20 protein-coding genes are annotated in these 25,822 nt (G+C 72.7%); 11 read left to right on the top strand and 9 right to left on the bottom strand.

Annotation, left to right across the window (positions count from 1 at the left end; all coding sequences use genetic code 11):
* The first annotated feature begins 74 nt into the window (after positions 1 to 74).
* A complete protein-coding gene (locus ACFZA0_RS15565) occupies positions 75 to 875 on the top strand; it encodes a nitrilase-related carbon-nitrogen hydrolase (RefSeq protein WP_391016107.1) in 801 nt (266 codons plus the stop codon).
* 276 nt (positions 876 to 1,151) lie between these two features.
* Positions 1,152 to 1,499 (top strand): ANTAR domain-containing protein, encoded by a 348-nt coding sequence (locus ACFZA0_RS15560; RefSeq protein WP_391016104.1) that lies wholly within the window; start codon positions 1,152 to 1,154, stop codon positions 1,497 to 1,499.
* A 125-nt stretch (positions 1,500 to 1,624) separates the two neighbouring features.
* On the opposite strand, the gene ACFZA0_RS15555 is transcribed toward ACFZA0_RS15560, so the two are convergent.
* From ACFZA0_RS15555 to ACFZA0_RS15540, 4 genes are all read right to left on the bottom strand, one after another.
* Positions 1,625 to 2,095 (bottom strand): DUF3618 domain-containing protein, encoded by a 471-nt coding sequence (locus tag ACFZA0_RS15555; protein ID WP_391016102.1) that lies wholly within the window; start codon positions 2,093 to 2,095, stop codon positions 1,625 to 1,627.
* Positions 2,092 to 2,463: a phage holin family protein gene (locus ACFZA0_RS15550; RefSeq protein ID WP_391016561.1), complete on the bottom strand. Its 372-nt coding sequence runs from the start codon at positions 2,461 to 2,463 to the stop codon at positions 2,092 to 2,094. Before ACFZA0_RS15550 ends, ACFZA0_RS15555 begins: the two co-directional genes overlap by 4 nt.
* Before the next feature lie 363 nt (positions 2,464 to 2,826).
* Positions 2,827 to 3,651: a DUF1684 domain-containing protein gene (locus ACFZA0_RS15545; protein ID WP_391016100.1), complete on the bottom strand. Its 825-nt coding sequence runs from the start codon at positions 3,649 to 3,651 to the stop codon at positions 2,827 to 2,829.
* 96 nt (positions 3,652 to 3,747) lie between these two features.
* On the bottom strand, positions 3,748 to 4,671 hold the full coding sequence (locus tag ACFZA0_RS15540; RefSeq protein ID WP_391016097.1) for a TIGR03564 family F420-dependent LLM class oxidoreductase: 924 nt from the start codon (positions 4,669 to 4,671) through the stop codon (positions 3,748 to 3,750).
* 432 nt (positions 4,672 to 5,103) lie between these two features.
* On the opposite strand from ACFZA0_RS15540, the gene ACFZA0_RS15535 reads away from it, so the two are divergent.
* The 9 genes from ACFZA0_RS15535 to ACFZA0_RS15495 all read left to right on the top strand — a co-directional run bounded on the left by ACFZA0_RS15535 (position 5,104) and on the right by ACFZA0_RS15495 (position 16,800).
* Positions 5,104 to 6,306, top strand: a complete 1,203-nt coding sequence (locus ACFZA0_RS15535; protein WP_391016095.1) for a cytochrome P450 — start codon at positions 5,104 to 5,106, stop codon at positions 6,304 to 6,306.
* 606 nt (positions 6,307 to 6,912) lie between these two features.
* Entirely contained in the window at positions 6,913 to 9,024 is a 2,112-nt protein-coding gene (locus tag ACFZA0_RS15530; RefSeq protein WP_391016092.1) for a hypothetical protein, read from the top strand.
* A gap of 112 nt (positions 9,025 to 9,136) precedes the next feature.
* Positions 9,137 to 10,717 carry a GT4 family glycosyltransferase PelF gene (pelF, locus tag ACFZA0_RS15525; protein WP_391016090.1) on the top strand — a complete coding sequence of 527 codons (1,581 nt, stop codon included), beginning with the start codon at positions 9,137 to 9,139 and terminating at the stop codon, positions 10,715 to 10,717.
* Positions 10,714 to 12,171, top strand: a complete 1,458-nt coding sequence (locus tag ACFZA0_RS15520; RefSeq protein WP_391016087.1) for a hypothetical protein — start codon at positions 10,714 to 10,716, stop codon at positions 12,169 to 12,171. Before pelF ends, ACFZA0_RS15520 begins: the two co-directional genes overlap by 4 nt.
* Before the next feature lie 307 nt (positions 12,172 to 12,478).
* Positions 12,479 to 13,480 carry a GDP-mannose 4,6-dehydratase gene (locus ACFZA0_RS15515; RefSeq protein WP_391016084.1) on the top strand — a complete coding sequence of 334 codons (1,002 nt, stop codon included), beginning with the start codon at positions 12,479 to 12,481 and terminating at the stop codon, positions 13,478 to 13,480.
* Positions 13,481 to 13,515: 35 nt separating this feature from the next.
* A complete protein-coding gene (locus ACFZA0_RS15510; protein ID WP_391016081.1) occupies positions 13,516 to 14,229 on the top strand; it encodes a sugar phosphate nucleotidyltransferase in 714 nt (237 codons plus the stop codon).
* An 8-nt stretch (positions 14,230 to 14,237) separates the two neighbouring features.
* Complete coding sequence (locus ACFZA0_RS15505) at positions 14,238 to 15,179, top strand: NAD-dependent epimerase/dehydratase family protein (protein ID WP_391016079.1); 942 nt, start codon at positions 14,238 to 14,240, stop codon at positions 15,177 to 15,179.
* Positions 15,176 to 15,838 carry a spherulation-specific family 4 protein gene (locus ACFZA0_RS15500; protein ID WP_391016076.1) on the top strand — a complete coding sequence of 221 codons (663 nt, stop codon included), beginning with the start codon at positions 15,176 to 15,178 and terminating at the stop codon, positions 15,836 to 15,838. Before ACFZA0_RS15505 ends, ACFZA0_RS15500 begins: the two co-directional genes overlap by 4 nt.
* The gene (locus tag ACFZA0_RS15495) at positions 15,835 to 16,800 is read left to right on the top strand and encodes an endo alpha-1,4 polygalactosaminidase (protein ID WP_391016074.1); all 966 of its coding nucleotides are present in this window, start codon (positions 15,835 to 15,837) and stop codon (positions 16,798 to 16,800) included. The genes ACFZA0_RS15500 and ACFZA0_RS15495 overlap by 4 nt, the downstream gene beginning before the upstream one ends.
* 48 nt (positions 16,801 to 16,848) lie before the next feature.
* Here ACFZA0_RS15495 and ACFZA0_RS15490 read toward each other — a convergent pair whose 3' ends face one another.
* From ACFZA0_RS15490 to ACFZA0_RS15470, 5 genes are all read right to left on the bottom strand, one after another.
* Positions 16,849 to 18,060 (bottom strand): ROK family protein, encoded by a 1,212-nt coding sequence (locus ACFZA0_RS15490; RefSeq protein WP_391016073.1) that lies wholly within the window; start codon positions 18,058 to 18,060, stop codon positions 16,849 to 16,851.
* 91 nt (positions 18,061 to 18,151) lie between these two features.
* Positions 18,152 to 19,528: an alpha/beta hydrolase-fold protein gene (locus tag ACFZA0_RS15485; RefSeq protein ID WP_391016071.1), complete on the bottom strand. Its 1,377-nt coding sequence runs from the start codon at positions 19,526 to 19,528 to the stop codon at positions 18,152 to 18,154.
* A gap of 1,817 nt (positions 19,529 to 21,345) precedes the next feature.
* Positions 21,346 to 22,869 (bottom strand): aldehyde dehydrogenase family protein, encoded by a 1,524-nt coding sequence (locus ACFZA0_RS15480; protein ID WP_391016068.1) that lies wholly within the window; start codon positions 22,867 to 22,869, stop codon positions 21,346 to 21,348.
* Between the two features lie 55 nt (positions 22,870 to 22,924).
* Positions 22,925 to 24,265 (bottom strand): GAF domain-containing protein, encoded by a 1,341-nt coding sequence (locus tag ACFZA0_RS15475; RefSeq protein ID WP_391016065.1) that lies wholly within the window; start codon positions 24,263 to 24,265, stop codon positions 22,925 to 22,927.
* 206 nt (positions 24,266 to 24,471) lie between these two features.
* Positions 24,472 to 25,746 carry an ROK family protein gene (locus ACFZA0_RS15470; protein ID WP_391016062.1) on the bottom strand — a complete coding sequence of 425 codons (1,275 nt, stop codon included), beginning with the start codon at positions 25,744 to 25,746 and terminating at the stop codon, positions 24,472 to 24,474.
* Positions 25,747 to 25,822: the final 76 nt, after the last annotated feature.

Below are 25,822 nucleotides of genomic sequence, written 5' to 3'. Positions count from 1 at the left end.
GCACGGGTGGACCATGGGAGGCGGAGAGTTCACGGCGAACGCCGTCGCGGCGGCGGACAGGAGGACGGCAACCGATGAGGATCGCGCTGAGCCAGCTCACCTCGGGAACCGAGCCCGCGAAGAACCTGGAGCTGGTGCGGGAACAGACCCGCCGTGCGGCGGCGGGCGGCGCACGCCTCGTGGTCTTCCCGGAGGCGACGATGGCCCGCTTCGGCATCCCGCTCGGCCCGGTCGCCGAACCTCTCGACGGGCCGTGGGCGCAGGCGGTCAGGGCGGTCGCCGCGGAGTGCGGGATCGTGGTCGTCGCCGGGATGTTCACCCCGGCGCCCGACGGACGCGTCACGAACACCCTGCTCGCCACCGGGCCGGGCGTCGAGGCCGCCTACGACAAGATCCATCTCTTCGACGCCTTCGGCTTCGCCGAGTCCGACACCGTGGCGCCCGGCGCCGAGGTCGTCACCGTCGACGTCGACGGCGTCCGCACCGGCCTCGCGACCTGCTACGACGTGCGCTTCCCCGAGCTGTTCCGGGCGCACGCCGACGCGGGCGCCGTGCTGAGCATCCTGCCCGCCTCCTGGGGCGCGGGCCCCGGCAAGCGCGAGCAGTGGGAACTGCTGGTGCGTGCCCGCGCCCTCGACGCCACCCTGTGGATCGCCGCCGTCGACCAGGCCGACCCGGAGGCGAGCGGCGGCACCCGCTCGGGCCGGGCGCCGACGGGCATCGGGTACAGCCTCGTGGCCGGCCCGGACGGAACCGTGCGCGACGTGGCGGGTCCCGGGCCCGAACTCCGGTTCGTCGACGTCGATCCGGCCGAGGCGGGATCCGTGCGCGCGAACATCCCGGTCCTCGCCAACAGGCGGCTCCCGCTGGGCTGAGCGCCCCTGATCCGCCCCCTTCACGCGCCCCTGTGACGTGGGCTTTCTCATCCGCGGGCGTACCCGGCACGAGCGTGGACAGGTGGATGATGCGGGTTTCGGCAGGCAGACCCGCCAGGTACCCCGCGGCCGGGCCGTTCCGGCTGCGGTCCTCCCGCGACGCCCGCACGCCGTGCCGGCGTGCCGCGCGCGGGGGCCGGACCTGGAGAACTGGAGAAGATGAGGCGGGCACCGGCCCGGCGTCATCACAAGCCCCGGAACCCGGTGAAACCACCCATGACCTTCTTCGCGCTCTCCACGAACCCGCTGCGTCTCGACTCCACGTCCGACCTCGCCCGCGAGATCGAACGGCTGCGCACCGAGAACGCCCAACTGCGCCGCGCGGTCGACTCGCACGCGCTCGCGGACCAGGCCATCGGTGTCCTTGTCGCCCTCGCCCGGGTCACCACCGAGGACGGATGGAACGTGCTGCGCGAGGTCTCCCAGCGCACCAACACCAAACTGCGCACGGTCGCCGAGAACGTCCTCGCCTTCGCCCGGGACGGCAGGCTGGACGAGCGGCTGCGCACGGAACTGGACGCGGCGCTGCGCCGGCGGGTGCCGGAGGGACCGCCGGGCCCCTAGCGCGGTCCGGCGGGGCGGCGCGCGGGCGGCCGGGCGCTCCGGCACACGGCTGCCGGGCGTGCCCCCACCCGGGGCACGCCCGGCACGGACGCCGTCACCGCCGCGCGTTCCGGCGGGCTACACGCTCACGACTTCTTCTTGCGCCACAGCAGCCAGGTGAGGACCGCGACACCGCCCGCCACGTACAGCGCGGACCGGTTGTCGCGCGCCACCTGCGCGCCCTGCGCCGCCTTCTGGCGCACCGGCTCGGGTGCCTTGTCCTCCCAGACGGCCTCCGCCTGGGCGACCTTGGCCTTCGCCTGGACGGCGGCCTGCGCCGCCCTGTCCTTGACCGGCTCGGGCAGCCGGTCCTTGACCTGGTGCGCCGTCTCGGCCGCCTTGGCCTTCAACTCCGTTGCCTTGACGGTCGCTTGCTCCTTGGCCTCGACAGCCTTCACCTTCGCCTCGGCCGCCTTCTCCTTGGCGCGGGCCTTGACGTCCGCCTTGGCCGCGAGCGCCTCGACGGTCTGCCCGAGCTCCTCGCGGGTCTCCTCCACCTGCCTGCGCAGTTCCTCGGGGGTGGCGGCGGACCGGTCTCCGTCGGACGGATTGCTCATCGGTGCGCACTCTCCTTGATCTCGGCCACGTCGGCCTTCACGTTTTCGATCGTCTGCTCGGGGGCGGGCGGTGCCGCCCTGCCGATCTCCTTCTTGCCGGTCAGCGCCATGACCGCCGTGACCAGCGCGAGCACCGCGGTGACGATCAACGCCGCCGCCCACAGCGGCAGCGGGACGGCCAGCGCCGCGATCGCCGTGGCCACCAGCGCCTGGAGGGTCACGAAGCCGAACAGCCCGGCGCCGCCGAACAGGCCGCCGCCCTTGCCGTACCGCTTGCCCTTCTCCTTCATCTCCGCCTGCGCCAGGCGCAGTTCGCCGCGGACCAGCTCCGTGAGCTGCTGCGAGGCCCGCTGCACCAGCGCGCCCACCTGCTCGTCACCGGCCGCCGGCCCGTCGCCTCGTACGCTCGTGGAGTGCGGTGTCGTACTCGACACGGCAACCACCTCCCGTTTCTCTCCGTTCCGTCTGTCCCGCCGACGCGTCGCGAGGGCGTCGGGGGTCGGCATCAGGCCGGGTACCCCCAACCGGGCCTTTCAGGACGGGCGGACGCGATCCGGCACACCGTTTTCACCACTCGGTGCCCAACTCCCCCTCGGGGGCTCAGTGCAGGACGCTCACCGCGCGCTCGCGCCCACCGGCTCGTGCCCGGTCGCGGGTGGGCACGGCCGGCCGGAACGGGTGCGGTGCGCCGGGGCCGGGGCGCCGCGGAACCGCCCCGCCGCAACCGGGACTCAGGCGCCGCCCCGCTCCCGGGGGATCTTCTGCCCCGCCTCGACCGCCACCGGCAGCCGGTTCTCCGCGGGCGGAAGCGGGCAGGTGGCGAGGTCCGTGTAGGCGCAGGGCAGGTTCGCCGCGCGGTTGAAGTCCACCAGGACCGTGCCGTCCGCGCCCGGCGCCTCCACGGTGACGGAGCGGTTCGCCGCGTAGGTGGTGACGCCCGAGGTCGCGTCGGTGAACAGCACCGAGAGCCGGCCCTCGCCGTGGCCGGGGAACGCGGTCAGGGACAGCGGACGCCCGTCCAGTTCGAACTCGATCCGGCCCGGCGCCTCGTACACGTGCTCAAGTCCCTCGACCGCGGCGCCCACCGTCGTCGGCCGGGGCTCGTCGAACGCGACGTAACGGCCGGTCACCGCCCAGCGGGGATGCGGCGCGTAGGCGGGAGTCCCCGTGAACCCGGTGCGCAGGGGTGCGTCCGGGTGCCGGGGGCGCACGATGTCGTTGCCGCCGCGCTTGGCGACCTCGATGACCGCGTCGCCCCAGACGGCGTTCACGCTCGCCCGCTCCGGGAGCACCCCGAAGCGGTGCTCGCCGCGCACGGGGGTGCCGTCCACGACCAGTTCCTCGCCCTCGTCGAGCACCACGGTGATCCCGTCGGGCCCGGTCCGCCAGGTTCCGGGGGCGTCGGGGAAGCGCTGCGGGCTCTCGTCGAGCCAGTGCAGGCCGGTGATGGCGAGGAAGCCGTGCGGGTCGGCCAGGCGCTCCTCCTGCGCGCGGTACCAGTCCAGCCAGTCGTTGGTGAACGCCTGGAGCTCGGTCGTCGTGACCTCGGTCGTCATGCCTACTCCTTTGTTCCGCTGTTCTGCTGTTTCGCTGTTCCGCGTGCGCGGGCGTCGGACGGTGCTGTGTCAGATCGATGCGGGGGAGGACGGCGCTCAGCCGGCGAGTTCGCCGAGCAGCGCCCAGGTACGCCGGCGGTCCGCCTCGCCCGCGATCTCCGTGCCGGTGAACACCACCTCCGTCGCGCCCGCGTCCCGGTAGCGCCGCACCTCGGCGGCGACGGTCTTCTCGTCGCCGATCACCGCGACGTCGGACGCCCGCCGGCCGCCGGAGAGTTCCACGACGCGTGCGTAGGAAGGGATCTGCTCGTAGAACGCGAGCTGTTCGGTGGCCCTCTCCCGTACGGCGTCGACGTCGTCCGTGACCACACCCGACACCAGGGCCACGATCCGCGGTGCGGGGCGCCCCGCGGCCTCGGCGGCGGCCGTGACGGCCGGCACGATGTGCTCCTCCAGCGCGCGCGGGCCCGCGAGGTACGGCAGGATCCCGTCCGCCAGTTCGCCGCTGACCCGCAGGGCCTGCGGCCCCATCGCCGCGACCAGCAGCGGGACCCCGTTCTCGGCGCCGGGCACACGCGCGGGGACGGGGGTGACGGCGGTGAGCAGTTCACCGTGGAAGTCGGCCTCGCCGTCCTGCGTCAACTGCCGCAGCGCGGTGAGGAATTCACGCAGCCGCGCGACGGGCCGCTCGAAGGGCAGGCCGAAGCCGCCCTCGGTGAGGAACTTGGTGCCCAGGGCCAGCCCCAGGTGGTAGCGGCCGTGGGTCGCCGCCTGGGCGGTCTGCGCCTGGCTGGAGACCAGCAGGGGGTGCCGGCCGAAGACGGGGATCGCGGAAGTGCCCACGTGGAGCCCGGGGACCTCGCGTCCGACGATCGCCGCGAGCTGCGGCGAGTCCGCACCGAAGGTCTGCCCGAACCAGGCCGAGCGCAGCCCGGCCTCGGCGGCCTCGCGGGCCAGTTGTACGGAGGCGTCGACCTGGTTCCCGGCGTCGGACGAGTTGAGCGCTACTCCAACAGTCATGACTGTGCGAACGGCCCGCTCCGGCCCCCGCATTCCGGTCCTTGTGTGACAGGTTCTTGTCCATCTTGTGTACCGGGGCGGGACCCCGCGTCCGGTGGCGTGGGGCCGGCGGAGTCAGGAGACGGCGCCGAGCCCCCGTGCGAGGGGCGGCGGTGAAGCTCGGCGCCGACGCTCGGCCAACTGGCCTGGCGTGCAACCGCGTTGAGAACGGCGGGGGAGGCCGTGCCGTCCCCGGCCCGACGAGCACCCGGCCATGCTCGTACTCGTGCTCGACGAGGGCGGGTTCGCGGCGACGGGGGATGTACACCCCGCGCCGGGGACGGTGACACCGCCCCCGTCCCGGCCCCGCCCGCCGGGCCCGCGCTTTCCCGCGGGCGGTGGGGGAGTTAGCCTCGGCAGCGTGTACGAAGCCCTTCTGCCAGGTCACGGCACATGGTGACCCTCGTCGACCGCGCCGCCCGGTTCCCGCTCGGTGCCGCGACCAGCCTCGCCGAACTCGCCCGGGACCCGCATCCGCGGCTCGCCCTGCTGCGGGAACGCGAACCCGTCTCCTGGATTCCCGAACTGGACGGCTGGCTGGTGACCCGGCGGGATCTCGCGATGGACGTGATGCGGGACGCCGGGACCTTCACCGTCGACGATCCCCGGTTCTCCACCGCCCAGGTCGTCGGCCCCAGCATGCTGTCCCTCGACGGCGACCGGCACGCGCGCCACCGCGAGCCCTTCACGGCACCCTTCCGTCCCCGGGCCGTGCACGACGGGTTCGCGGAGTTCATCGAGCGGGAGACCGACCGGCTGATCACCGGGCTCGGGCACCGGGGGACCGCCGACCTGCGGCGCGCCTTCGCCGGGCCGCTCGCGGTGGCCGTCGTGACCGAGGCCCTGGGGCTGGCCGGCGCGGGCGGCGACACGGTGCTCGCCTGGTACGACGCCATCGTGCGGTCGGTCTCCGACATCACCGCCGGCCACGAGGCGGGCGCCGAAGGAGTCGCGGCGTACCGGGAGTTGCGTGCCGCCGTCGAGGCGACCGTCGCGGACCGGGACTCCGCCTCCCTCCTCCTGTCCGCCGCCGGCCGGCTGACCGTGCCCGAAGTGGCCTCCAACGCGGCGGTGTTGATGTTCGGCGGCATCGAGACCACCGAGGCGATGATCACCAACGCGCTGCTGCACCTGCTGCGCGACCCCGGTCAGCTCGCCCTGGTCCGGGCCGACCCGGCGCTGCTGGACGGCGCGATCGAGGAGTCGCTGCGCCTGGAGCCCGGGGCCGCGGTCGTCGACCGGTACACCACCCGCGACACCGATCTCGGCGGGACCCGGATACCTCGCGGCGACCTCGTCACCGTCTCCCTCGCGGGCGCCAACCGTGACCCGGAGGTCTTCGCCGACCCCGACACCTTCGACGTCCGCCGCGACAACGCGCGCCTCCAACTGGCCTTCGCCCACGGCCCGCACTACTGCCTCGCCGCCCATCTCGCCCGGCTGGAAACCCGCATCGCCCTGCGGCACGTGCTCGCCCGCCTCCCGGGCCTGCGCCTCGACCCCGACCGCCCGGCGGCCCCGTACGGCCTGGTCTTCCGCAAGCCGGCCGCGCTGGACGTCCGTTGGGACCCCACGGGCCCCGCCCGGCAGGACTGAGCGAACGCCGGGCGGCGAAGTACCCGTCCGTACCGAGGAGCCGGGGCAGGCAACCGGGACGGGGACTTCATCGTCTTCCGGGTCGGGGAAGGCGCCCCGCGGACCACCGCGACAACCCCCGCCCGTCCGCTCGGAGGAGGGCGAAGCCTGGCTCTCAACTCCGTTGCTGCGTAGGCCATTTGAAGGACATCGAAGCGTAACTTCCGACTGTGGAGATTTATTTGGCGGCGTCCGAAAGTGATCGATGCGCATTTCGGGCGACAGGTCTGGTCCACTGACGCCGTCCCGGGCGGACTGGCGCCGTCCGTATGCCTGCCGACCCGTGCGGCGCACGGGTGGGAGCAGATTCTCCGCACGGCGGGCAGCCCCTGCCGGTCCGTCACCGAAGCGCCGGAAGGTGCCGATCGCGACCATTTGGACGCCTGCGCTTTTCCGTCACGTGCCGCAGCGTGACCGCGAAAGCTACACAGAGCCCTCACTATTGGTGCGACGGATGCGTGCGACCGGCTTCTGAGGGGGACGCCGGCGCCGCGCCAGGGGGTGCGTCCGCTCCACAGCTGTGCCCGGAGCCGTACCCACCCCTGCCCGGGGAGGGACAACAACCGCATGAAGCGGACCATACGCACGGCCGCGCTCACGGTCTGTGCGCTCATAGCCGCGGTCGGCCTGCCGGCCGGAGTGGCGCAGGCCGACACGACCACACCCCGAACAGACCTGAGGGTGCTCGTGGTCAGTGACGGCGGTCCGGCGACCGCGGCCGTGGAGGCCGAACTCGCCGGTGAGGGAACGCCCTACACCGAGGTCGACCTGAATTCCGCGAGCCGGCCCACCATCGACGCGGCCTTCCTCTCGGACACGCTCGACGGCCGCCCGCGTGCGAAGTTCCAGGCGGTCGTGCTGCCCAACGACAACCCGTTCGCGACCGGTTCGGCCGAAATGGCCGCGCTGGCCGCGTACGAGCAGACCTACGCGATTCCCCAGGTGGACGCCTACACCTACGCGCGTCCCGAGGTCGGGCTCCAGTACTACGTGTACGGCGGTTACGCCGGCAGCCTCGACGGTGTCACCGCGGGGGTGACCGACGCGGGCAGGGCGGGGCCGTTCGGCTACCTCGACGGATCCGTGCCGTTCGAGAACAACGACGCCTCGGTGAGCGAGAGTTACGGCTACCTGGCCGTGCCCGTGGTGGGCGCCGACTTCACCACCTACGTCGACGCACCCGTGCCCGGCTCGTCCGGGCGGGCCTCGCTGGTGGGCGAGTACAAGCACGACGGGCGACGCGAACTGGTCGTCGGCTTCGTATACAACCAGTATCAGGAGCAGTTCAGGCTGCTGGCCCGCGGCATCGTGGACTGGATGACGGACGGCATCCACCTCGGGGCGTCGCACAGCTACCTCGCGGTCCACGTCGACGACGTCTTCGCCGCCGACGACCGCTGGAACAGCACCTACAACTGCACGCCCGGAGACGTCGACTGCACCGACCCCGGCGCCACCGAGTCGACGATCCGCATGACCTCCGCCGACGTCGACTACGCCAAGTCCTGGGAGGAGTCGCACGACTTCACCCTCGACCTCGCCTACAACGGTGTCGGCAGCGAGGACTACAAGGAGGAGCACGGCGGTTCCGATCCGCTGACCACATCGCTCGTGGCCGACAAGAACGACTTCCGCTGGATCAACCACACGTACTCGCACGAGTTCCTCGGCTGCGAGCAGAACACCACGGTCGTCCCGTGGGTGTGCGCCACCAACGCGGACGGCTCCACCAAGTGGGTCTCCCAGGCGGAGATCTCCGGCGAGATCTCGACGAACGTCGCCTGGGGCCAGGCGCAGGGCCTGCCCATCGACACTGACGAGCTGATCACCGGCGAGCACTCCGGGTTCTTCGTCACCCCGCAGCAGCCGGTCGACAACCCGAACCTCGGCCCCGCCCTCACGGCCAACGGCATCCAGTGGGCCGGTTCCGACAACTCCCGCGACCCGCAGCAGCGCCAGGTCGGCTCCGCGCTGACCGTGCCCCGCTACCCGCTCAACGTCTACTACAACGCCGGCACCGAGGCCGACGAGGTCGACGAGTACAACTACATCTACGGCAGCCGGGCCCAGGGCGGCAGCGGCATCTGCGACGACAACCCCGCCACCACCACCTGCCTGGCGTCCCCGCTGTCCACCACCACCGGCTACGACGACTACATCGTGCCGCTGGAGAGCCGCCAGGCCCTCGGCCACGTCCTGAGCAACGACCCCCGGCCGCACTACGTGCACCAGTCCAACCTCACCGAGGACCGGCTGCTCTACCCCGTCCTGAACTCGGTGCTCGCCCAGTACCGGGCGCTCTACGCGGACAACGCCCCGGTCGTGAACCTGCGGCAGAAGGACATCGGCGCCGAGCTCCAGCGCCGCAACGCATGGAAGAGCGCCCTGTCCGCCGGCACGGTGACCGCCTACCGCATCGGTGACGACGTGACCGTCCAGGCGCCCCCGGGTACCCAGGTCACCGCCACCGTGCCGAACGGCACCACCCTCGGCGGCACCGCGTACGGATCGGCCTACGCCGGCGAGCGTTCCGGCTGGACGGCGTCGACGGGCTCCGCGCTCGTCCTGACGCTGCCCTCCGCGGCCGTCGCGGCGAGCGGAACGGCGGCCTCGGCGGCCACGGTCGACACCACGTCCACCGCTCCCAGGACCACGGTGCCCGCGGGTGTCACCGAGTAGGTCGCGCACGTCCGCGAGGACCGACCGGCGCGACACGTCGCCGGTCCCGGCCGACTCCGTCGGCCGGGACCGGTTCGAACCCACCTCACTCTTCGGCCGTGGAGCCACAGCCATGCACGCTCATCAGGGCGGGCGCCGTACCGGCGCGACGCACGTCACCCTGCTCACCGAGGGCACCTATCCGCACAGTCACGGCGGCGTCAGTGTCTGGTGCGACCAACTCGTCCAGGGAATGCCCGACATCGACTTCGACGTCATCGCCGTCACCGGCACCGGACGCGAGGCCCTCGTGTGGGACCTGCCCGCCCACGTGGCGACGGTCGCCTCCGTCCCGATGTGGGGCGACCCCCCGCAGGGGCGGGCCCCGCGCGGACGGGCCCGCGCCCGGCTCGCCGAGGCCTGGGAACGCTTCCTGACCGCGCTCGTCGACCCGTCCGCCGAGGACGGTTTCGCGCCCGCCCTCTACACCATGGCGCGGGCCGCCTCGGCAGGCATGCTCAGCCCGTTCCTGCGCGGCGACGCGGCCATCGGCGTCCTTGCCTCCGTGTGGAACCGGCGCGGCCTCGCCGTCCGCGAGTCCGGCCCGACCCTGCACGACGCGCTGACCGCCGTGTCGCTCCTGGAGCATGCGCTGCGCCCGCTGTCCGCGGAGCCTCCCCGGCACGGGGTGTCCCACGCGGTCAGCGGGGGAGTGGCGGTCCTGCCCGGCCTCGCCGCCCTCGACCAGTACGGCGTCCCGCTGCTGCTGACCGAGCACGGCGTCTATCTGCGCGAGCGCTACCTCGGCTACCGCACCGCCCCCTACCGCTGGCCGGTGAAGGCGGTCGTCCTCGGGTTCTTCCGGCTGCTCGCGGCCGAGACCTACCGGCGTGCCTCCCTCGTCACCCCCGGCAACCGGTACAACCGGCTGTGGGAGGAGGAGGGCGGCGCGGCCCCCGAGTCCATCCGCACCGTCTACAACGGGGTCGACCCGGCCGCCTTCCCGATCGCCGGACCGGAACCGCACGAGCCCACCCTCAGCTGGGCCGGCCGTGTCGACCCGATCAAGGACCTGGAGACGCTGATCCGGGCGTTCGCCCTGGTCCGCGAGCGGGTGCCGGACGCCCGGCTGCGGCTGTTCGGCGGCACCCCGCGCGGCGGCGAGGCGTACCGGGAGCGGTGCGAGGCGCTAGCCGCCGAACTCGGCCACGGCGACGCGGTGGTCTTCGAGGGCCGGGTCGACGACATCAAGGACGCCTACGCGGCCGGGAACGTCGTCATGCTCTCCAGCATCAGCGAGGGCTTCCCGTTCACCCTGATCGAGGCCATGTCCTGCGGACGGGCGACCGTCTCCACGGACGTGGGCGGGGTGCGGGAGGCGGTCGGCGACTCCGGCCTGGTGGTACCGCCGCGCGACCCGGAGGCGATGGCCGCCGCCGCGCTCGAACTGCTGGGCGACCCCGCCCGGCGCCGCAGGATGGGCGAGGCGGCCCGGCTGCGGGTGGTCGAGCAGTTCACCCTGCGGCAGACCGTCGACACCTTCCGGGCGATCTACCTGGAACTGCCCGCCCTCGCCCCGCGCGACGGGGCCGGCCGGCCGGACAGCGGAGAGACAGCCGTGCCCGCCGCCGCACCCCGGCCGGAGGGCGGGCGGGGCGCTCACCGCCGCACGCGCTCCTCCGTCCCCACCGGCCCGAGGAGCATGGCCGGATGAGCGGTCCGATGTCCCTCGAACCGGGCGGCTCCGAGCAGGAGACGCTCGCGATACGGCTCGCCGGCACCGGACGCAGCGTCCGCAAGGTGTCGGACGACCACACCGTGGCCCTCGACACCCGCCGCATCGCCCGGCGGGTGTCCGAGGAGTACACGATGGCCCTGCGGGTTCCCCGCTACCGGCCCGACGAGGAGGCCGTCAGCATGCTGGCGGCCGAACTCGCGGACCGGGTCGGGCCCGCCGTCCACCCCTACGAGGTCGCCGCGCTGCTGGAGTCGGAGGGCCTGACCGCCGCGCTGATCCAGGAGCGCTACGGCCACCCCAACCTGTTCTCCCTGGCGACCGCGCTGTACGAGCGGGTGCCGCGGACCTTCCCGGAACCGGCGCTGCCGGCCGATCCGTGGCGGCCGGACACCGTGCGGTGCCTGCTGCGCGGCGCGCTGTTCGCACTGCCCGGACTGGCGTTCCTGCTCACCGCGCCGCTGTGGGACGCGGGCAGGCACACCGCCGTGCTGGTGGTCGCGGGGCTGGTCTCCTGGGCCTGGGGGCAGGCACTCGGCCACCGTGCGCATCTGCGGATGGCGGCGGGCCGCCGCGAGGCGGGCCGCACCCTGCTGGTCGGGGCGCCCCTGGGAGTCGTCCTGGCCACGGCCGCCGCCGGAGTCCCGGTCGGCTACGGCAGGGTGACGCTGGTGGCGGCGGCGCAGTCCGTGTACCTCGCGGCGGCCGGCGTACTGCTGGTGCTGGGCCGGGAACGGCTGCTGCTGGCCGCGCTGAGCCCGCTCGTCGTGGGCGCCCTCCTCCTGCCGTGGTGGGACCCGTCGAGCGAACTGCGGGCAGGACTGCCGCTGTTGGCGCTGCTCGGCACGCTGGTGGTGTGCGCAGCAGCCCTGCGCTCGTGCCTGCGCACCCCGCCCGCCGCGAAGGGACGCAGCCCGAGGCTGGCGTGGTCGTTGCCGTACGGCCTGTTCGGTCTGTCGGCGGGCGCGCTGGTGCTGCTGGAGGGCACGGTCAACGCCTACGCGGTGATCCTGCTGACGGTGAGCATGGGCCCGGCGGAATGGCTGCTGTACCGCTACCGGGGCATGTCCGTGGCGGCACTGCGCGCCACGGCGACACCCACCGGGTTCCTGCTGCGCTCCACCGGCGTGCTCGCACTGTGCCTGTTCATCTACCTGGGCCCGCTGTTCCCGGCCGCGATCCTCACCGGCGCGGACCCGGCCACCCTGCTCACCCTCGCGGCCACGCTGTGGACGGCCCTGCTGCTCCAGGCGTTCGGCGCGGCCTGGTCGTCCGCGACGATCTGCGTCCTCGCGGCCGGCACCGCGGCACTCGTCACCCGGCTCGGACTCCCGCCCGGCGCGGCGGTGTTGCCGCTGAGCTGTTGCGCCGCCGCGCTCCTGCTCGTCGTCTGCGCCCTGCGGATGCTCGGCCGTCCCTCGCCCCATGTCTGACGGGCCGTCCGTCTCCGTGCGACGTCGCGCCACCCGCACCATCGCCACCCGCACCATCGCCACCCGGACCAGCGGCGCCCGGCAAGGCGCCACCTGAGAAGGCGCCGCCGTCCCGCGCACCAACGCCGCAGCCAACGGCGCCACTTGAACCAGCGCCGTCCGCAACAGGCGCCGCCCGGAACATCACCGCCCCGGAGGACCGACCCGGGGCGGACCGGACACGCCCCGACGCACTCCGGCCCGTCACGGGCCCGCACCACCGTCACCGGTCGGCACCTCGACCCAACACACCGGAAGGAACGCTCAGTTGACCTCCCCACCGCTCGCCGCCGTCACCGGGGCCGAAGGATTCATCGGCTCCCACCTCACCGAGGCACTCGTCGCCCGGGGGTACCGGGTGAGAGCCATGGCGCAGTACAACTCCTTCTCCTCCTACGGCTGGCTGGAGACCCTCTCCGCCGACGTCCTCGACCAGGTCGAGATCGTCCTCGGCGACGTCCGCGACCCGGGTTCGGTCCGCGGCCTCCTGGAGGGTGCCGACGTCGCCTTCCATCTCGCGGCGCTCATCGCGATCCCGTACTCCTACCGGGCGCCGCACAGTTACGTGGACACCAACGTCACCGGCACGCTCAACGTGCTGGAGGCGGTGCGCGCCCTCGGCACGCCGCGGCTGGTGCACACCTCCACCAGCGAGACGTACGGCACCGCGCAGACCGTGCCGATCACCGAGGACCACCCGATCAACACCCAGTCCCCGTACGCCGCTTCGAAGGCGGGAGGTGACCGGCTCGCGGACAGCTATCACGCGAGCTTCGGCACTCCGGTGGTGACGCTGCGCCCCTTCAACACCTTCGGCCCGCGCCAGTCGATGCGCGCGGTCATCCCCACCGTGATCGGCCAGGTCGCCGCCGGCGAGACCACCATCACGCTGGGCGACCTGCGCCCGACCCGCGACTTCACCTTCGTCAAGGACACCGCGCAGGCGTTCCTCGCGGTGGGCACCGCGCCCGCCGAGCAGGTCGTCGGCCGGACGCTCAACGCCGGTACCGGCGGGGAGATCTCGGTCGGCGACCTGGTCGGCCTGATCGGCAAGGTGATGGACACCCCGCTCGACGTCCGCGAGGACACCGCCCGCATCCGGCCGGCCAACTCCGAGGTGATGCGGCTGGTCGCCGACGCGAGCCGGCTGACGGCGGCGACCGGCTGGCGGCCCGCGCACACCCTGGAGGAAGGGCTCGCGGACACCGTCGAGTTCTTCCGCGAGCCGGCCAACCTGGCCCGCTACAAGACCGGCATCTACAACATCTGACCGCTCGCACTTCCGGACAACAAGGGGAATGACCCATGCATGGTGTGATCCTGGCCGGTGGCAAGGGCGTTCGGCTGCGGCCCTACACGACCGCGCTGCCCAAACCGCTGGTGCCCATCGGCGACCAGCACGCGATCCTGGAGATCGTGCTGCGTCAGCTTGCCAACGCCGGCTTCACCTCCTGCACGATAGCCATCGGCCACCTCGGCGAGATCATCCGCGCCTACGTCGGCGACGGCTCCCAGTGGGGCCTGCGGATCGACTACGCGACCGAGGAGAGCCCGCTGGGCACGATGGGCCCGCTGCTCAACCTGCGCGACCGGCTGCCCGAGACGTTCCTGGTGATGAACGGCGACGTCCTGACCGACCTGGACTTCGCCGACGTGCTCACCACCCACCGGTCCGCCGGTGCCCCGCTGACCATCGCCACGTACGCCCGCAAGGTGCACATCGACTTCGGGGTGCTGACCACGGACGACAGGAAGGTCGTCGCCTTCACCGAGAAGCCCAGCATGGACTACCGCGTCTCGATGGGCGTGTACGGCCTGTCCCGGTCGACGCTGGACGGGTACACCGCCGGTCTGCCGCTCGGCTTCGACGAACTCGTCCTGGACCTGCTGAAGACCGGAAACCCGCCGCACGCCTACGACTTCGACGGATACTGGCTGGACATCGGCCGCCCGGACGACTACGACCGGGCCAACGCCGAGTTCACCAGCCGCAAGTCGCTTCTGCTCAAGGGAGCCTGAGCCCCGCCATGCGCATTCTCGTCCTGGGCCCCACCGGCTTCCTGGGCGGCCACGTCGCCGAGCACCTGCGCACCCTCCCGGGTGTGCGGGTGCTCGGCGCGGGCCGCTCCGCGGCCGCGGAGTTCGATCTCGACCTGGCCGGCGACAGCGTCAAGCGGCTGGCGAAGACCCTGGAGGCGGCGGCACCCGATGCCGTGATCAACTGCGCGGGAGCCACCGGCGGTGACGCGGTCACCCTCGCCGAGGTCAACTCCCGTGGTACCGCCGCCCTTTGCGCCGCGATGCAGCTCGCCGCCCCCGCCGCCCGGCTGGTCCACCTCGGGTCGGCCGCGGAGTACGGGCCCGGCATCCCGGACGTCCCCGTCACCGAGTCCGACCCCACCCGCCCGTCGGCCCCGTACGGCGCCACCAAACTCGCCGCCACCGTCGCGGTGACCGCCTCCGGCCTCGACGCGGTGGTCCTGCGGGTGGGCAACCCGGTGGGCGCCCGCGCCCCGCTGGCCGGACTGCCCGGCCGGATCGCCGCCCTGCTGCGGGAGGCCGCCGACGACCCCGGCGCGGTGCTGCGGCTCGGCGACCTGTCCGCGTACCGGGACTTCGTGGACGCGAGGGACGTGGCACGGGCCACCGCCCTCGCGACGACCGCCGAAGGGCCGCTGCCGCCGGTGCTGAACATCGGCGGCGGCCGGGCCGTGCCGGTCCGGTCGCTGGTGTACCGGCTGGCCGAACTGGCCGCGTTCGAGGGGCGGATCGAGGAGACCACCGACGGCTCCGCCGGTTCCGCACGCTCGGCGGCGGTGTCCTGGCAGTGCTCCGACATCTCCCTGGCCGCCTCGGCACTGGACTGGCGGCCGGTCCACCCGCTCGGCGACTCGCTGGCCGCCCTGTGGGCGGCCTCCGCGCCGCACGCCGGGGACACACCGGGCGGGGAGGGCGACCGCACGCCGTGAATCTCCTCGTCCCCCTGTACGTGCACCCCGCCGAGGACCCGGGCGCCTGGCACCGGCTGATCACGGCCGCCGACCGGACCTACGGCGTGGTGCTCAACCCGGCGAGCGGGCCCGGAACCTTCCCGGACCCCGCGTTCGCCGCCGCCGCCGACGCGCTGCGCGCGGCGGGCACGCTGCTGCTCGGGTACGTCGACACCGACTACGGCACCCGCGACGCGGACCGGGTCCTCGCCGACGTCGAGCTCCACCGCGAGTGGTACGGGGTCGACGGGTGCTTCCTGGACCAGGTGACCTCCACCTCGCAGGACCTGCCGGCCTGCCGCCGGCTGGTCCGCCGGATCCGGCGGACGGGGGCCCGGACGGTGGTGCTGAACCCCGGTGTCCAGCCCGCCCCGGGTTACACCCGCCTCGCCGACCTCACCGTCACCTTCGAGGGCCCCTGGTCCACGTACGTGTCGTCCTTCACCCGCCCGCCCCGGACGGCGAAGGAGACGACCGACCGGCTCTGTCACCTGGTCTACGGGGTGCCGGAGGCGCTCGTGCCCCTCGCGGTACGCACCGCGGCCGAACGGGGAGCGGCGGTGTGCGGGCCCGTCACGGGTGAACCGCCCAACCCCTGGGCCGCGTTGTCGCCCGCGCTGACCGGGAAGGAACGATGAGGAAGACCACGGCGACCTGGCCGGCCGCCCTCGTGGCGCTGCTGACGGCGGCGGCCCTGACGGCATGCTCCGGCACGGCAGGCGCCGACAGGGCGGCGGGCGGCGACGTGCGTCGGTCCGCCTCTCCGAGCGCGGACGCCTCCGCGCGGGCCTCCGGTACGCCCACGACGTCCGCGACCCACCGCCCCGCGCCCGCGTCGTCCCCGGCGTCCCGCGCGCCCGCCGCGTCGGCGTCCGCGAAGGGCGGCGGCACCCGCTCCGCCGGCTGGTGGCGGCCGAGGCCGGGGCTGGACTGGCAGTGGCAGCTCGACGGCCGGGCCGACCAGTCGGTCGACGTCGCCGTCTACGACATCGACGGCTTCGAGAACTCCGCCGCCGACGTGGCCCGCCTGCACCGGGCCGGCCGCCGCGCGATCTGCTACGTCAACGTCGGCGCCTGGGAGGACTTCCGCCCGGACAAGGCCGCCTTCCCCGCCTCGGTACTGGGCTCCGGCGACGACTGGGACGGCGAACGCTGGCTCGACATCCGGCAGACGGCGGTACTGCGGCCGATCATGGCCAAGCGGTTCGACATGTGCCGCGACAAGGGCTTCGACGCGGTGGAACCGGACCTGGTCGAGGCGTACAGCAACGACAGCGGGTTCGACCTCACGGCCGCCGACCAGCTCAGGTACAACAGGATGATCGCGGACCTGGCGCACGAACGGGGGCTGGCCGTCGGCCTGAAGAACGACCTGCCGCAGATCCCCGCGCTGCTGGAGGACTTCGACTTCGCGGTCAACGAGGAGTGCGCCCAGTACGACGAGTGCGGCGAGCTGACGCCGTTCGTCAAGGCGGGCAAGGCGGTCTTCCACGTCGAGTACGACGTGCCCGTCTCGCGGTTCTGCGCGGACTCGCGGCGGCTGGGCCTGTCCTCCATGGAGAAGAAACTGGAACTGGGGGTGTGGCGGCAGCCGTGCTGACCGTCGTGCGCCGCGGGGCAGCGTCGCCCGCGTGCGCCGCTGCCGCGTTCAGTGCGCGAGCCGCAGCGCCGGGCGCAGGAAGGGCGGCAGCAGTTCTCCGGCGACGTGGACGACACCCGAGAGCGTGGCCTCCGAGTTGACGGCCCGTACCGCGAGCCCGTCGGCGTCGGGCGGGTAGGCGTACTCGCGCAGTGCCCCGGCGAACCGGTCGACGAAGAGCGTGCTGGCGTCGGTGAAGGGGTTCCCCCCGAGGTAGACGACGGCCGGGTTGATGGTGTTCACCAGCCACGACGCCGCCAGGGCCAGCCGGTCGGCGGCCTCGTCGACGACCTCGGGCAGGCCCCCGCCGGTGTGCCGCTCGATGTCGGCGAGCGTGGCCCCGGGGTCACCGCCGGCCAGACGGGAGTACTGCCGCCGCAGATGGCCGGCCGAGGTCACGGTCTCCAGACAGCCGACCCGGCCGCAGCGGCACACGGTCGTCAGCCCCGGCAGCCGGCAGTGCCCCAGTTCGCCCGCGCTGCCGGTGGCACCGTCGACGAGCTTGCCCCGTACGGCGGTTGCGCAGCCCACCCCTGCGCCGACGTAGACGAGACAGGCCGACGCGGGCGGCACCGGCTCCCGGGTGACGCTCCCGATGAGGGCGGCCGCGACGATGTTGACCACGCCGACCGGCACCCCCAGCAGCTCCGAGAGCCGGGGTCCGACGGGCAGGTCCTGCCACCCGTCGCGCCGGGGCCTGGACCACCGGCCGTGCACGCGGTCCACCGAACCGGGCAGGCCCAGCGCGAGGGCCGCCAGCGGCCCCGCCTCGGGGTGTGCCGCACGCAGCTCCGTCAACTGCCGTACGACGGCTTCCGTCAGCGCGGTCCACGGGGCGTCCTCCGCCGGACGGGCCGCGACGGACCGGGCTACCACCGTTCCGGTCAGGTCCACGAGGACGGTCTCCAGCGCGCCCGCCCGGAACCGGACCGCGCCCAGCACCCGGGCCCCGGCGCGGAAACGCAGCAGCGAGCCGGGGCGTCCGCCGCCCGCGGGGACGCGGATCTCGCCGGGTTCCGTCACCCAGCCCTGCGCCAGCAGCCGCTTCACCACCGCCATGACGGTGGGACGGGTCAGCCCGCTGGCCCGCCCGAGGTCCGCCCGGGTCATGTCCCCGTTCTCGCGCAGCAGCGTGCACAGCGCGGCGACGTTCGCCTCCCGGATGTCGGAGGTCGAGATCCGTTCGGACACGGCGGTGGGGGCCGGGGCGTTCTCGTCCACCGGGAAAGCCTATGCCGGTCGGCGGCCGGGACGACGCACGGGGGAGGCCGCCGGCACCGGCGGCCTCCCCCGTGCGGTCGCTTGTGCGGCCTCAGCCCGCCAGGGGCGGGAAGAACGCGACCTTGGTGAGGAAGTCCTTGATCCCGACCCGCCAGGCGTACCACTCGTGGCCGCCGTTGGTGTAGTCGGGCAGGACGGGGACGCCGACCTGGTTGAGGGTGGCCACCTCACTGGCGTGGTAGTAGTGGCTGGGGTCCTGCCAGCCGCCGCCGACCAGGATCTGCACCTTCTTCAGCGCCGCGACCTGGTCGTCCGTGAGCTGGTCCGCGGTCGGCAGCACGTAGTTGCCGTGCAGGCCGGGGCTCAGCACGCCGTAGTAGCCGAACTCGGCCGTGTCGTCGAAGAGGAACGAGTTGGCGATGGAAGCGCCGTAGCCGAGACCGCCGATCGCCCGCTGCGAGGCGGCCGTTGAGACGTGGTAGTGCTTCTCCACGTACGGGATCACGCTGTTCACGACGTTGGCGTCGAAGGTGTCGTAGGTCGTGGAGTCGCCGAACCCGGTGGTGTTGGGCATCACGACGACCATGGGCTGGATCTCACCGGTGTCGATGAGGTTGTCGAGGATGTTCCCGACGGAGCCCTGCGTGCTCCAGTCCAGCTCGTTGCTGCCGCCGCTGTTGAGGTAGACGGTCGGGTACGCCTTGGCCCGCTTCGGGTCGTAGCCGGGCGGGGTGTAGACGGCCAGATAGTTCTTCCCGGCCGGGGTGACCGAGGCGGGCGCCGGGTACGTGACGTCGGCGAGCGTGCCGTGCTTGGCCGCCGGGGCCTGCCAACTCTCGTCGACCGTACCGAACTTGGGGTCGGAGGGGACGTACACCTGGCTCACCGGCTCGACGGAGCCGGTCACCTTGCCGTTCTTCACGTTCCACGCCGGGTTGGCCGGGTCGGCGACCTCGGTGCAGCCGCTCTGGTCGGAGGTGGCGCAGTCCACGTAGAAGCCGTAGTTGAAGGTGCCGGACGGCAGCGGCACGGTGTAGGACCACACGCCGGTGCGCCTGTCCTGCTTCATCGACACCACCGGCCAGTTGGCCGCCGAGGAGTTGGGCGAGCCGATGGGGATGTCGCCCGGCTTCCACTGCGCCGGCAGGGTGCCCGGGGTGGCCACGGTCTCGGTGGCGGTGCCGGCCAGGGCGGAGAGCCGGTACGGGTTCGCGAAGTACCACTCGCCCTCGATCCGCACACTCTTGGCCTTGGGCGCCTTGTAGCGGAAGGTGACCGTGTAGCCGGTGGGGCCCGTCCCGGTGTGGGTCACCTTCGGGGCGAGCGAACTCTGCGCGGAGGCGGAGGAGCGGCCGTGGGACGAGGCATTCGGGGCGGCGGAGGCGTTCACGGTGGTGACACCGGCGGCAACGGCGCAGAGGCTCAGGCTCACCAGCACCACCCCCGTCCGATTCGAGATCCGTGGCATGGCGCTGGGGGTCCTTTCCGGCCACCTGCGGGAACAACGGAACGACCACGCACCCGGCGCGGCTCCGTTGCCCGGCAAGTCATGGAAATACGGGGTGAAGAGGGAGAAAACAGGGAGAAAGATCAGCGGCTCATGTGAACCTAAGGTTACGTAGGCACCTTGTCAATACTCGCCCGACGGCACGACGGACGCCCGCCCAACCCTGAACGGGCCTGCGGGAGCGGGAGGTTCACGCCAACGGGTCCGCGCCGAAAGGGACCCAGGACGTACTGAGGTGCGGTGCGTGGGCGGCGCCGGTATCCGGAGTCGCTCGACCGGTTGCGGAACACGTCGCACAAGTCGCCCAGCAGCGTGCGGATTTCTTCTGCGTCCCAGGTGTGGTCACGCTGGTAGTAGTCGATCTCGTACGTCACTTCGCGGAACAGTTCGTTCAGGTTGAAACCCTGGGACCTGATCTCGTCCGCTGTTCCGCCATGCTCCCGACTCCACGCCACGTCGTACAGACCACGGGAGGGGCCGACGGGTAGGCCGATGCCACTCCGGGTCCGGTGTCCCTTCGTCCGTCGATCTCCGATGAGCGAGCCTGTTCGTGGACGGGCGCGATCGGTTCGCAAGGAGACCCAGCCGCAGGCACATTGGCATCGCATCAGACCATCGTCGACACATTGCCCGACGTATGGAGAAACAGTGAACAGCCGCGGAGAGTACCGGAGTTCAGGAGCGGGCGCGGAAGAAACCTTTGGCCTTCACTCCATTTGGGGCGCTCGGTGGGTGGAAGGTACCCCAGCCGCCATCCTTCTCGTTAGGTCAATGCGACCGCACTGCGGACGTCGGCACCCCTGAGATCTCGACTTGCCGGCCTTGGCCTCAGGGGTGCCGCTCATCTGGACACAGGTGGTACCCCTATGCCCGATCGCCGACCGGAGCTACCGGTCGATCCCGTACCGCCCCGTGGGGGCGGACGAGCCTATGTCGTCAGGGGGCCTGCGTTCACGCTGGTCCTGACGCTGTTGGAGTGGGTCGTGAATGTGGTTCGGGACGACGTCGATCGAGTCGATCTCGTCTTCCTTGTATGTGGCTTGGCGCCAGAGGCCGTGCGGTTGGCGCGGTGCGCGACTCGCATCGCGCGCAGGGCGGCGATTCGGTGGTGGCGACGCATCAGGCACTGACCTCCGCTCCATGTTGAGTAGTACCGGGCGGGGTGTCCGCACCATTCGCGGACACCCCGATTGCCCGTACGATCCCGGATGCACTCTTTGGGCGTACCCAGGTGACAGCAGGTCCAACGACCCTATGCAAGTTCCCGTTGCGGGAGTCAGTGATGCATCCCCCGTAAGGGCCGCAAATTATCGAACGGCTGACGCGAGTGCTCCCTTTTAACTAAGTTGGTGAGCGGTCTATCCGATGTATCAACATCGGGGTGACGGCGTTCGGGCCTTCTCACGCCTGCGTGCGCCAGGGCAAGAGGGGCCTGGCCGGCTCCAGGACCTGTGTGCCCAGTGCCTCAACTTCGCTGCGGACAGGTCCAGTTGCCGCGAGTCGTTGTCGATCACCGCTGAAGTGGTGAGCGCCGTGGTGGCGGCGAAGGATCATCCGGTAGACGGGCCGAGTTTCCGTACCGGACTCGACGAGCGTCTCCGCGACCAGGTCCCGCGGCGGGCTCCGCGTGGGAAGCGCGTCCGGTCTGGCGGACACGCCACACCGGGCTCGGCCGCACGGCCCTGCCTGCGATGCAAGGACCCGAGGACCGACCGGACCGCCTGCCGAAGTGGGCTGCCCGGAGGTCGGCAGGACCTCCGGGCAGCCCACTTGAGGCTCTAGAAGAAGCCGAGCTTCTTCGGGCTGTACGAGACCAGGAGGTTCTTCGTTTGCTGGTAGTGCTCCAGCATCATCTTGTGGTTCTCCCTGCCGATGCCCGACTGCTTGTAGCCGCCGAAGGCCGCGTGGGCCGGGTAGGCGTGGTAGCAGTTGGTCCAGACGCGGCCCGCCTGGATCGCGCGGCCCGCGCGGTACGCGGTGTTCATGTCGCGGGTCCACACGCCGGCGCCCAGGCCGTACAGCGTGTCGTTGGCCGTCTTGATCGCGTCGTCGAAGTCGTCGAACGACGCCACCGACACCACCGGGCCGAAGATCTCCTCCTGGAAGATCCGCATGCGGTTGTCGCCCTCGAAGATGGTCGGGCGGACGTAGTAGCCGCCCTTCAAATCGCCGTCGTGCTCGACCCGTTCACCGCCGGTGAGGACCTTCGCGCCCTCCTGGCGCCCTATGTCCAGGTACGAAAGGATCTTCTCCAGCTGGTCGTTGGAGGCCTGCGCGCCGATCATCGTGTCCGTGTCCAGCGGGTGGCCCGGCACGATCTGCTCGGTACGGGCGACCGCCGCCTCCATGAACTCGGCGTAGTGGCCGCGCTGGACGAGCGCGCGCGACGGACACGTGCACACCTCGCCCTGGTTGAGCGCGAACATCGTGAACCCTTCAAGGGCCTTGTCGCGGAAGTCGTCGTCCTGCGCCCAGACGTCGTCGAAGAAGATGTTCGGCGACTTGCCGCCCAGCTCCAGCGTGACCGGGCGGATGTTCTCGGAGGCGTACTGCATGATCAGCCGCCCCGTCGTGGTCTCGCCGGTGAACGCGACCTTCGCCACGCGCGGGCTGGACGCCAGCGGCTTGCCCGCCTCGACGCCGAACCCGTTGACGATGTTCACCACGCCCGCCGGCAGCAGGTCGGCGATCAGGCTCATCCAGTAGTGGATGGAGGCGGGAGTCTGCTCGGCCGGCTTGATGACGACCGCGTTGCCCGCTGCGAGCGCCGGGGCCAGCTTCCAAGTCGCCATCAGGATCGGGAAGTTCCACGGGATGATCTGCGCGACGACGCCCAGCGGCTCGTGGAAGTGGTAGGCGACCGTGTCGTCGTCGACCTCGCCGATCGAGCCCTCCTGCGCGCGCACCGCCCCCGCGAAGTAGCGGAAGTGGTCGATGGCGAGCGGGATGTCGGCGGCCAGCGTCTCCCGTACCGGCTTGCCGTTCTCCCAGCTCTCGGCGACGGCCAGCTTCTCCAGGTTCGCCTCCATCCGGTCCGCGATGCGCAGCAGGATGTTGGCGCGGTCGGTGACCGACGTGCGGCCCCACGCGGGCGCCGCCGCGTGGGCGGCGTCGAGTGCGCGCTCCACGTCCTCGGCGGTTCCGCGCGCCACCTCGGTGAACGGCTGCCCGTTCACCGGTGACGGGTTCTCGAAGTACTGTCCCCGGGCCGGAGGCACGTACTCGCCACCGATGAAGTGGTCGTAGCGCGCCTGGTAGGAGACGATCGCGCCCTCGCTGCCGGGCGCCGTGTATCGGGTCATGCTCTCTGCCTCCCGGAGATGCGCTGCCCGCCGTTGGACAGCGTTCGGCGCGAGGCTAGGCACCGCCACGTTGCAGGAACGTTGCACCGCTGGTCCGGCGGTACGGGCGGCCGACGGGGCCGGTGGACGGTACGGCCAGTTCCGCTTCGAGGGCTGCCAGCCGGGCGCGGGCTCCGGACGACGGCCGCAGCGCGGCGAGGGCCCGCCAGGCGTCCACGTCGTCGGCACCCCACGGCGCGTGCACCCAGTCCGCCAGCAGGTCGGGGTCGTGCCGGTCGATCAGCGCGGCCCGCAGTCCGTCCGCCAGCATCCGGCGCAGGTGCACGACGGCGGGGGCCCGCGACGCGGGCAGCAGCGGACCCGCGTACGCGGCCGAGGCCGCGGTCAACGCCCCTGTTTCCAGGCGGCGTTCCACGGCTCCGACGTCCGAGTCGACGGGCACGGTCAGCCGGTACGGACGGGACGCGAGCATTCCCGGCTCCAAGTGCCGCCGTAGTCGGGCCAGTTCGGCGCGCAGCGTCACGGGGGTCACCGACTCGTCGTCGTACAGCGCGCACAGCAGCTCGTCCCCGGTCAGTCCTTCCGGGTGCCGGGCCAGCAGCACGAGGATCTCGCTGTGCCTCCTGCTGAACCGGACCCTGCGGCCGTCCGTCACGAGGACCGCCTCGTCGCGCCCCAGCGCGGACAGCTCCGGCCGGGCCGGAGTGCCCGACGGCGGTGGCAGCAGAGCCAGTTGGGACTCGGCGGCCCGCGCGACGGCCTGCACGAAACCCAGACTGTGCGGATGCGCGAGACCGTTCCCGCCCGTGATGTCGACCGCGCCGAGCACCCGGCCGGTGCGCGGATCGTGCACCGGCGCCGCCGCGCACGTCCACGGCTGCGCCTCGCGCACGAAGTGCTCCGCCGCGAACACCTGCACCGGACGGTCGACGGCGACCGCCGTGCCGGGCGCGTTCGTCCCGACCGCGGTCTCCGCCCAACGGGCTCCCGGCACGAAGTTCATGCGCCCGGCCATCCGCCGGGTCGCCGGGTCGCCCTCGACCCACAGAAGTCTCCCGTACGCGTCGCACACGGCCACCAAGTGCTCGCCGTCGCAGGCGAATCCGCCCATCAGTTCCCGGATCAGCGGCATCACCCGCGCCAGCGGATGCTCGGCCCGGTACGCGCCCAGGTCGCCGTCCGCGAGTTCCACGCGCGCGGTGCCGTCGAGACCGACGCCCGCCCGCGCCGAACGCCGCCACGACTCGGCGACGACCCGGCGCACCGGGCGCGGCACGGTGCCGGCCTCGGCGAACGTGGCGTGCGCCCGGCGCAGCACCCGGACCCGCTCGGCAGGATCGGCCCCCTGCTCCAGAGCCACCCACGACTCGGTCAACTCGGCCTCCCCGAAAGGCATTGCGGCAGGCATGCGGCTGGGGACATCGTCACTCCGGGTGTCGGTGCCGACAACCTTTTCGACGGGGGTCACTCGAACGAGGGGCGAGAATCGGGGAGCGGGGGAGCGGCCGGGGGAACAGGGAGCCGTCCGGCGCGGCGCCGCGCCGCGCCTCCGGGCGGGCGACCGCGGGCGTCGGGGGGCGTCGGCGTGGCGTCAGGATCGGCTCAGCCGCGTTCCGCCACCGCCGCCGGATCGTCCAGCACCGCCCGCACCACCGAGTGCGCCGCGCCCAGCAGCGGGCCCTCGGGCCCCAGCGCGGACACCGACACCGGGCACACCGACCCCGCCGTCCGCCCCGCCAACTCGGCCTCCAGGGACGGCAGCAGCCAGGGTGCGAGCGCCGCCAGCGCGCCGCCCAGGACGACGGTCTCGGGGTCGAGCAGGTTGACCGCCCCGGTGAGGGCGATACCGAGCGCGGTCCCCGCGTCGCGCAGGGCCCGACGTACGTTCTCGTCACCGGCGGCGGCCCGTTCGGCGAGCAGCCCCACACGGTCGGCGCCCGGTTCCAGGCCCGCCGCGCGCAGCACCGCCTCCTCGCCGGCGTACTGCTCCAGACAGCCCCGCCCCCCGCACGGGCAGGCGGGGCCCTCCGGCCGCACCGGGACGTGCCCCAGTTCGCCCGCGAAACCGCGCGTGCCGCGCAGGACCCGCCCGTCCACGACGACCGCCGCGCCGATACCGATCTCCGCGGACACGTGGAGGAAGTCGCGGGGCGTGGCCTCGCCGAGCCACAGTTCGGCCAGGCTGCCGAAGTTGGCCTCGTTGTCGACGGTCAGGGGCACCCCGGCGGGCAGCAGCGCGGCGAGGTCCGCGTCGTGCCAGTCCAGGTTCGGCGCGCGGACGACCGTACGGCTGTCACCCGTGACCAGTCCGGGCACCGCGACGGCCAACCCGGCCGACCACAACCCCAGTTGCTCGGCCTCTGCGGTCACCTGCCGTACCAGCGCGGTCAGTTCGGCGGCCACGGGTTCCGGGGCGCGGTTGCGGTTCGGGGTGTGCCGCACCGCGCGCGCCCGCACCTCGCCGCGCAGGTCGACGGCGCACACGGCGAGATGGTCGACGCCCACCTCGGCGCCGATCCCGGCCGGTCCGTGCGCGCTGAGGGCGAGCGCCGATCCGGGCCTGCCCACCCGGCCCTGCCGTTCCGCGCCGGGGTGTTCGGGACCCAGCTCCTCCAGGAGGCCCGTACGGACGAGCTCGTCGACGAGGGTCGAAACGGCCGCGCGGGTCAGCCCGATGTGCGAGGCGACCGCCGCCCGCGACAGCGGCCCCTGCGCGCTGATGGCATGCACGACGCGCGCGAGATTGCGGCGCCGCATGCCCTGCTGCGTGTCGGAGCGTGCGCGCCCGGCGGTGGCGGAGCCCTGGGGTTGCGGCCGGGACTGCGGTTGGCCCTGGGGCTGCGGCTGGGTCCGGGCCCCGTGCGGTGGTGCGGTCATGCCTGCGTCCGTCCTGGGCGGGCGCGCCCGTGGTTCCGTCTCGACTCCGTCGGCGACTCCGCCGCCGGGGGTGCCG

Source organism: Streptomyces sp. NPDC008150 (genome assembly GCF_042956945.1).
Taxonomy (GTDB): domain Bacteria; phylum Actinomycetota; class Actinomycetes; order Streptomycetales; family Streptomycetaceae; genus Streptomyces.
The sequence above is the reverse complement of the archived record's forward strand: the minus strand, read 5'-3'. Positions and strand labels throughout refer to the sequence as shown.

Excerpts from the sequence above, each read along its gene's own strand:
- ACFZA0_RS15565 (WP_391016107.1), top strand. The coding sequence starts at position 75 with ATGAGGATCGCGCTGAGCCAGCTCACCTCGGGAACCGAGCCCGCGAAG.
- ACFZA0_RS15485 (WP_391016071.1), bottom strand. The coding sequence starts at position 19,528 with ATGCCACGGATCTCGAATCGGACGGGGGTGGTGCTGGTGAGCCTGAGC.
- pelF (WP_391016090.1), top strand. The coding sequence starts at position 9,137 with ATGCACGCTCATCAGGGCGGGCGCCGTACCGGCGCGACGCACGTCACC.
- ACFZA0_RS15505 (WP_391016079.1), top strand. The coding sequence starts at position 14,238 with ATGCGCATTCTCGTCCTGGGCCCCACCGGCTTCCTGGGCGGCCACGTC.
- ACFZA0_RS15510 (WP_391016081.1), top strand. The coding sequence starts at position 13,516 with ATGCATGGTGTGATCCTGGCCGGTGGCAAGGGCGTTCGGCTGCGGCCC.
- ACFZA0_RS15545 (WP_391016100.1), bottom strand. The coding sequence starts at position 3,651 with ATGACGACCGAGGTCACGACGACCGAGCTCCAGGCGTTCACCAACGAC.
- ACFZA0_RS15530 (WP_391016092.1), top strand. The coding sequence starts at position 6,913 with ATGAAGCGGACCATACGCACGGCCGCGCTCACGGTCTGTGCGCTCATA.
- ACFZA0_RS15495 (WP_391016074.1), top strand. The coding sequence starts at position 15,835 with ATGAGGAAGACCACGGCGACCTGGCCGGCCGCCCTCGTGGCGCTGCTG.
- ACFZA0_RS15480 (WP_391016068.1), bottom strand. The coding sequence starts at position 22,869 with ATGACCCGATACACGGCGCCCGGCAGCGAGGGCGCGATCGTCTCCTAC.
- ACFZA0_RS15555 (WP_391016102.1), bottom strand. The coding sequence starts at position 2,095 with ATGAGCAATCCGTCCGACGGAGACCGGTCCGCCGCCACCCCCGAGGAA.
- ACFZA0_RS15470 (WP_391016062.1), bottom strand. The coding sequence starts at position 25,746 with ATGACCGCACCACCGCACGGGGCCCGGACCCAGCCGCAGCCCCAGGGC.
- ACFZA0_RS15520 (WP_391016087.1), top strand. The coding sequence starts at position 10,714 with ATGAGCGGTCCGATGTCCCTCGAACCGGGCGGCTCCGAGCAGGAGACG.
- ACFZA0_RS15535 (WP_391016095.1), top strand. The coding sequence starts at position 5,104 with ATGGTGACCCTCGTCGACCGCGCCGCCCGGTTCCCGCTCGGTGCCGCG.
- ACFZA0_RS15540 (WP_391016097.1), bottom strand. The coding sequence starts at position 4,671 with ATGACTGTTGGAGTAGCGCTCAACTCGTCCGACGCCGGGAACCAGGTC.
- ACFZA0_RS15475 (WP_391016065.1), bottom strand. The coding sequence starts at position 24,265 with ATGCCTTTCGGGGAGGCCGAGTTGACCGAGTCGTGGGTGGCTCTGGAG.
- ACFZA0_RS15560 (WP_391016104.1), top strand. The coding sequence starts at position 1,152 with ATGACCTTCTTCGCGCTCTCCACGAACCCGCTGCGTCTCGACTCCACG.